Genomic DNA, 5,558 nt, shown 5'->3' with positions numbered 1-5,558 from the left:
GCCGGGGCGAATATAGCCATAGCCCGTGGCCGGATTGTCGGGCTTGACGCCGAGCGTGACGATATAGCCGGCCGTGGCGGCGGCCGCCGCCTTCTTGCACAGAGCGACGAGGCCTTTGGGGTCGCGCACCACATGATCGGCGGCGAGCACGACGACGATGGTCTGCGGCGAGCGGCGCGCGGCGACGCCGGCGGCGACGGCGACCGCGGCGGCCGAATCACGCCGGGTGGGCTCGAGGACGACATCGGCCGAGGCGCCGATGGCGCGCAGCTGATCGGTGACGAGGAAGCGATAATCGGCGTTGGAGATGATGACGGGCTTGTCGAACGCCTCGTCCGACAGCGTCTGAATGGTCGTCTGGAAGGTCGACAGCTCGCCGACGAGCGGAATGAATTGCTTCGGGAGCGTCTCCCGCGATTCGGGCCATACGCGCGTGCCCGCCCCGCCGCACATTATGACCGGCAGTATCTTCGTCATGTCTCGCCTTCCAGTCGAGGCAATGAAAGTGAAGCGACGGGGCCAATCACCTACCTGCCATTGGCCCAAAGAGTTCGGCCAACCTCTACTATTAAGACCGGTTTTTAGGTTATTGCTGCAGGGATGGCAAGAGCGTCAGCGTCGACCAGCAGACCCTATGAGGCGAACGGCGGCCACAGGCGCTTGATCTACAATCCGGCGCATCTTTTCGGGGTTCCCTTTAGTTGGAACGACACACTGCCCCCCTCTTAGCCGTCGCTCGCCCCCATACGATCTGTTTTCCGCCACCGTCACACTTTCCCTTCCATCGGGCGCACTAAATCATTTCCGTCCATGTGAAGATAAGCCTCGAATTTCTGCAGTGCAGCAGCCGCGTCGGCTTGGATAAATTCGTTGCCGAAAATAACGGATTGAATTATTCGGGCTGCGGGCGTACCGGAAGGCGGCCATCCTTTCGCGCAGGCGGATGCAGCACCGCGCCGGAAAGCCGGGGGGGCATACCGGTGCAGAAAGGCATGGAAAAATGGAAACTTGATCAATTCATATTGCCGCTCGGCGAAAAAAGTGAACAGTGCTCGTTCTGTATAAAAGAAAACGTGCTGGCCACAGGAAGGCACAAGGTAGTCCCAGTTCTCGCCCTGCTCTTCCCAAAACCCAGTTGAAAAGATGATCATATAAGGCTTGGCGCTGACCAGTTGCTCCAACTCAGCCATCGGATTAGCGAAATGTTCGAAGACCTCGAACGCCGTGATTATCTCCGGCATTTCTGTATAAGGTTGCGGCGTAATGAAGTAGTTCGTGAATGTTACCGGAGCATATTTGTCATAAGCGCGCATGTTGTATCCGTAATCACGCATAAGGCGGGCGAGAAGACCTGGAGCACCACCGTAATCGATGACATTTGCGGAGCAATCGAGGCCGATGTCGTCGAACAGGAGCGCTAGGCCAATCCAGTTTCTGAGTGTGCGGGAGGCGATGCCGACGTCAATATGAACGCCTGGAATCTTATAAGCCTCTTCAAGCCAGTATGGCACCTCGGTCTGCATCGAGCCGCATGCATCACAGGCGTAATAGGCAACGTGGTGACGAGCTAATACGATTTTCTTAAATCGAAAGTGCGAGTCGGCACCACACAGACGACATTTTACGGCTGGCGTGTGTTCCACGGGATTAAGGCTATCTGTACGAGTCATGAAGATCCTATTCAACATCGAGACTGCGAAGGCTGCGCGGCGCAGACGTGGACCGTCATACTGCTCGCAAGCTGTTAAGAATCACGGGGGCGTGATCATGCAGTTCCTCGACCTTAATAGCTATACGAAACATCGGCCGACCGTCCTGCTGGCCCGCTCGCAGGCATGTGCGAATGATCAGTGTCGCGCCTTGTACATAGGCATGGCTCCATTCGCTGCCCTCAAGAGAGAGTTGAGTTCCCGGCGGCGTGAAGAGACGAAGTTCAAATACTTGGATTTCGTCGTTGGTATACGCGGGAATGTCAAAAATGCACGGTGCGCCCCCGTTGTAACTTAGTCGCAGCGCGCCGGCTTCGGAGACGATACCGGCACGGGTGAAAGGGTACCGCGCGATCTGTGCTAGATTCGGATGCATTAGAAGGTCTTTAGGTAGTCGCTGTTCAGCATGTGCTTTCGCCGCCTCAAAAAGTAACTTGTCATACCTATTTCTGGCACATATAGCGTTGATCATTTCTTGCGAATACAGCATTTGCTTAGCCGGTTTACGTAGGTGCGGTAGAGGCCGATCGCTTACACAATCAAACAAACGCACAAGTGAGAGATCAAGATACTCGTGCAAGACGAAATCAAGTGTTTCTAACTTAGATAGCGCGGTATCTAGCATCTCATCATCGACTGCGCAGGAGTAATATTCGCAGGTTGAATGATAAAATGCACGATGATCTCCCGCTTTAATCGCAGCCGATATGCGATCGGTAACGCTAAAACCGAGCATGCGTGTTTGGAGATTATCGATGTCGAAATTCCGGCTAATGAAATAACTGAGCGGCACCTCCGTGCCTAAAAAGCGGTGGTCGGGATGTCCATCTTCACTATAAATATGATTTAGAAATGATATACAGCGATCACGTGGATTACGAAGGATCGTTTTCACTCTGCGCTGCGAATCAATTGCATTGATAAGATATAGTGCAACATGTCCGTCAATCACACAAAAATGGCGCAGAAATGACTGATAGAAAAAGATGGTAAACGGATCCGCCTCACAATACGCATCTGCAAAATGTTCGCGAAGATACTGCTTGACCGACGTGCCTGCAGTCTTCGGAATATGCAAGAAAAACTGCCTCTCTCCGGCCTCGCTCACGGAACCTGACAATATCGTTGCTTCGCCATTGATAGCTATCACCACGCTCTTCCTCCAGCCATGTAGCCTGCGTTGTGTCCAGCATACCCAACCGCATTATTTCGGTGTGGTCCCGAATACTGATGACGCGGGTGGGCATAGTGTTACCTAACATCAAGCCGCACATCTAGCCCGGAAAATTCATCGTAGGTTGGCGGGTTTGTTACAGCCTTTTGATTTAGCGTAGAGTTCGGGTGTCGAATCCAATTCGCGCCATTTCGAAGCCGCCACGCCCGCCATGAACGATTTTACCCTGCCGCTTTCCGGCCTGTCACCTGTTTCCGGTAAGACCGTCGTCGCCAAATTCGACGGCGGCCTCTTGTCCTCCAATGGCGGCGTGCTGCTGCTGCGTGAAATCGAGCAGCGACTGCGCGTCGCCGAGCGGCTCGCCGACATCATGCGCTTTCGCCTGCTCATGATCGGCGCCAGCTATGAGGACGGCAACAACGCCTCGGCTCTGCGCAGCGATCCGATCTTCGTGATCGCGCAAGGCGTCGCGCCGTCCGTGCGCGAGCTCGCATCGTTGGACAAATTGGCCGCGACCGAAGGGGAGGAGTTCATGCCGATGCTCGTTCCGCAAAAATGGCGAAGCCGAGTATCGCTGATCAATTCACTCCTGAAAAGTGTCACCCTCGTTTGAACCCGGCCGATCCCACTATCGGCCCGGGCCGGAATGGCGTTGCAGAACATCATCGTCGCGAGCGCGAACGTGAGCGCCGCGACGAGGCGGTGATGGAAGGTCACGGGATGTCCTCGGGTTGCGAAGGGATAGCCTCTGCCGCGCTCTTTCTTGCGGGGAGTCGGGGAGGTGTGCTTTATGAGGGATACGACAGCCGAGCCAGCGTCGCAGCTGTTCGCGCCATGTCTATGCGATCCATGGGATAACAAATGCCGAGATGCTACTCAGAGATTTTCGCCGACCTTTCCGATGAAGAATTCATCTTTCTTCTTGGACTCGGCCGGATGCCATTCGATTGGGAGCGTAGGCAAGACTTCAGTCTTTCTCGTCTACGCACCAGGATCGCTAATAGCGCTGAGTTCGAAGCAAGAAATTCGCGTAGTCCAGAACTCGTTAGCGGCGGGAATGACCTGCTTATGATACCGGATCGCGCGTTTATTGAACGCGCTTACGCGGCCGTAATTGAACGAGCACCGACGAATGTAGAAATATCTCGATGGATGTGTGAAAACCAACTTAATCCAGCTAAGATCGCTAGCGTACTTTTCTATTCGGCGGAATTCACTTCACGCCACGGCTCTCATCTGACGGATAAGCCAGACACAACGGCAGAACAGAGAATATTACAATTTAAGACTGATACAATAAATTTTGATCTATTTTGCAATTATGTCGCAAATAGAAGAGGCGCTAATGATGTTAGGCGCGTATCTAAATTGTCACGCCTAAAGAAGCAACATATAGTCGTAGCTCTAAATATATTCGCCATGGATTTCGTGGATTTAGACAAGGTATCGCACCAAATAAAAGGAATCTTAAATGTTGATGTTAATTTTAAAATCGCGTCTGCTGCTGAAATAAAGAATTCGGGCGGCGCTGATGATATTGATATATTTTTGACTAATAACAACTTTTTGCAGCACGACATTGATAAATGCCGTGACTTTCTCGCAGAGCCCCCATTCGTCACCGCATGTTGGCTGTGGGACAATCATCATCTATTTGGATTTAGTACCGATGTCGTGAGACTTTTTGATATTGTATTTCCAGCTCATTCGAACGGACAAACCTATTTGCATAGTGGTAGCGCCATCGTCGGTTCAGTAACGCCATGCTCTGTATTCCAATGGTCATCCAGTGAGGTCGTATTCTATTTCGAGCAAATCGCCGAACAGCCGCGCTCCAATGAACTATACGGCCGCTTCAACTCTTATCCCGGACGATGCCGGCTTCGTGATGGCTTTTTGCAGCGGGCTGCGGAATCCCTTCCTCCGAATAAGATCGCCGTTATTCCAGCGGCGGACAATAAATTCTTTTATATCAGTAACCAAGAGAGGTTCAATGAGATCGCTCGCTACAAAGCGATCATCTGCAACCCGATCTACAATGATGTGCCGGCGCGTGTCTTCGATGCTCTCGCTGTCGGAGCCATCCCTCTCGTGCCATACGGGCTACCCGACCTCTCACGGTGCTTCGATTCTTCGACACAACTCGCTCTACCCATAATCCCGTATATCCCCGACAATATAGATTCTCTGCGATCCGCATTGGATGCAGCAATCAAGGCTTTCGATGACGGAGGGCTGGACGGCGTCAAGCGGCGGAACCGCGCGGCGATCGACGGCCATTTCCTGCATCATCGGCTGTCGTCGATGCTGTCCGAATTGATCGCCTTAGCGAGAGTGAGCTGCTGAAACGGCCAGGTTCAATCGAGGGTGACACTTTTCTGGAGTGAATTGATCAGCGATACTCGGCTTCGCCATTTTTGCGGAACGAGCATCGGCATGAACTCCTCCCCTTCGGTCGCGGCCAATTTGTCCAACGATGCTCGCAAAGGCCAAAGCCAAAACGATCGCTCATCCGGCTAGCCGAGAGGGAGTGAGTCAGCAATTTGTCTATCGGCAGAAGCAGAAGGCAGCGAAAGCGCGGGACCAAGCGTTTGCCGTCAAGGCCGACGACGTTCTCTTCCATCTGCCGGCGACAGTGGCGTGGTTGAACAGGGTGCAGGCCGTCAGGCAGTGAC

6 protein-coding genes are annotated in these 5,558 nt (G+C 53.2%); 3 read left to right on the top strand and 3 right to left on the bottom strand.

Annotated features, from left to right (window positions below; genetic code table 11):
* From A1351_RS01625 to A1351_RS24290, 3 genes are all read right to left on the bottom strand, one after another.
* Nucleotides 1-477: sugar phosphate nucleotidyltransferase (locus A1351_RS01625; RefSeq protein ID WP_157096037.1), on the bottom strand; the 477-nt coding region annotated here is incomplete at its 3' end.
* 290 nt (nt 478-767) lie between these two features.
* Nucleotides 768-1,670: a class I SAM-dependent methyltransferase gene (locus A1351_RS01620; protein ID WP_198162190.1), complete on the bottom strand. Its 903-nt coding sequence runs from the start codon at nt 1,668-1,670 to the stop codon at nt 768-770.
* Nucleotides 1,671-1,725: 55 nt separating this feature from the next.
* Nucleotides 1,726-2,859, bottom strand: coding sequence for a hypothetical protein (locus tag A1351_RS24290; protein WP_157096036.1), 1,134 nt, complete (start codon nt 2,857-2,859; stop codon nt 1,726-1,728).
* 235 nt (nt 2,860-3,094) lie between these two features.
* On the opposite strand from A1351_RS24290, the gene A1351_RS01610 reads away from it, so the two are divergent.
* From A1351_RS01610 to A1351_RS01600, 3 genes are all read left to right on the top strand, one after another.
* Entirely contained in the window at nt 3,095-3,496 is a 402-nt protein-coding gene (locus A1351_RS01610; RefSeq protein ID WP_064031984.1) for a transposase, read from the top strand.
* A 248-nt stretch (nt 3,497-3,744) separates the two neighbouring features.
* Nucleotides 3,745-5,229 (top strand): hypothetical protein, encoded by a 1,485-nt coding sequence (locus A1351_RS24285; protein ID WP_157096035.1) that lies wholly within the window; start codon nt 3,745-3,747, stop codon nt 5,227-5,229.
* A gap of 184 nt (nt 5,230-5,413) precedes the next feature.
* Nucleotides 5,414-5,557: a hypothetical protein gene (locus tag A1351_RS01600; protein ID WP_157096034.1), complete on the top strand. Its 144-nt coding sequence runs from the start codon at nt 5,414-5,416 to the stop codon at nt 5,555-5,557.
* Nucleotide 5,558: the final 1 nt, after the last annotated feature.

This window comes from Methylosinus sp. R-45379 (assembly GCF_001644125.1).
In the GTDB taxonomy this organism is placed as follows: Bacteria; Pseudomonadota; Alphaproteobacteria; order Rhizobiales; family Beijerinckiaceae; genus Methylosinus.
Note: the sequence above shows the minus strand (reverse complement) of the source record. Positions and strands in the feature narration are given on the sequence as shown.

What these genes read in the sequence shown, in the direction of transcription:
- A1351_RS01620 (WP_198162190.1), bottom strand. Translation starts at nt 1,670, where the DNA reads ATGACTCGTACAGATAGCCTTAATCCCGTGGAACACACGCCAGCCGTA.
- A1351_RS01610 (WP_064031984.1), top strand. Translation starts at nt 3,095, where the DNA reads ATGAACGATTTTACCCTGCCGCTTTCCGGCCTGTCACCTGTTTCCGGT.
- A1351_RS24285 (WP_157096035.1), top strand. Translation starts at nt 3,745, where the DNA reads ATGCCGAGATGCTACTCAGAGATTTTCGCCGACCTTTCCGATGAAGAA.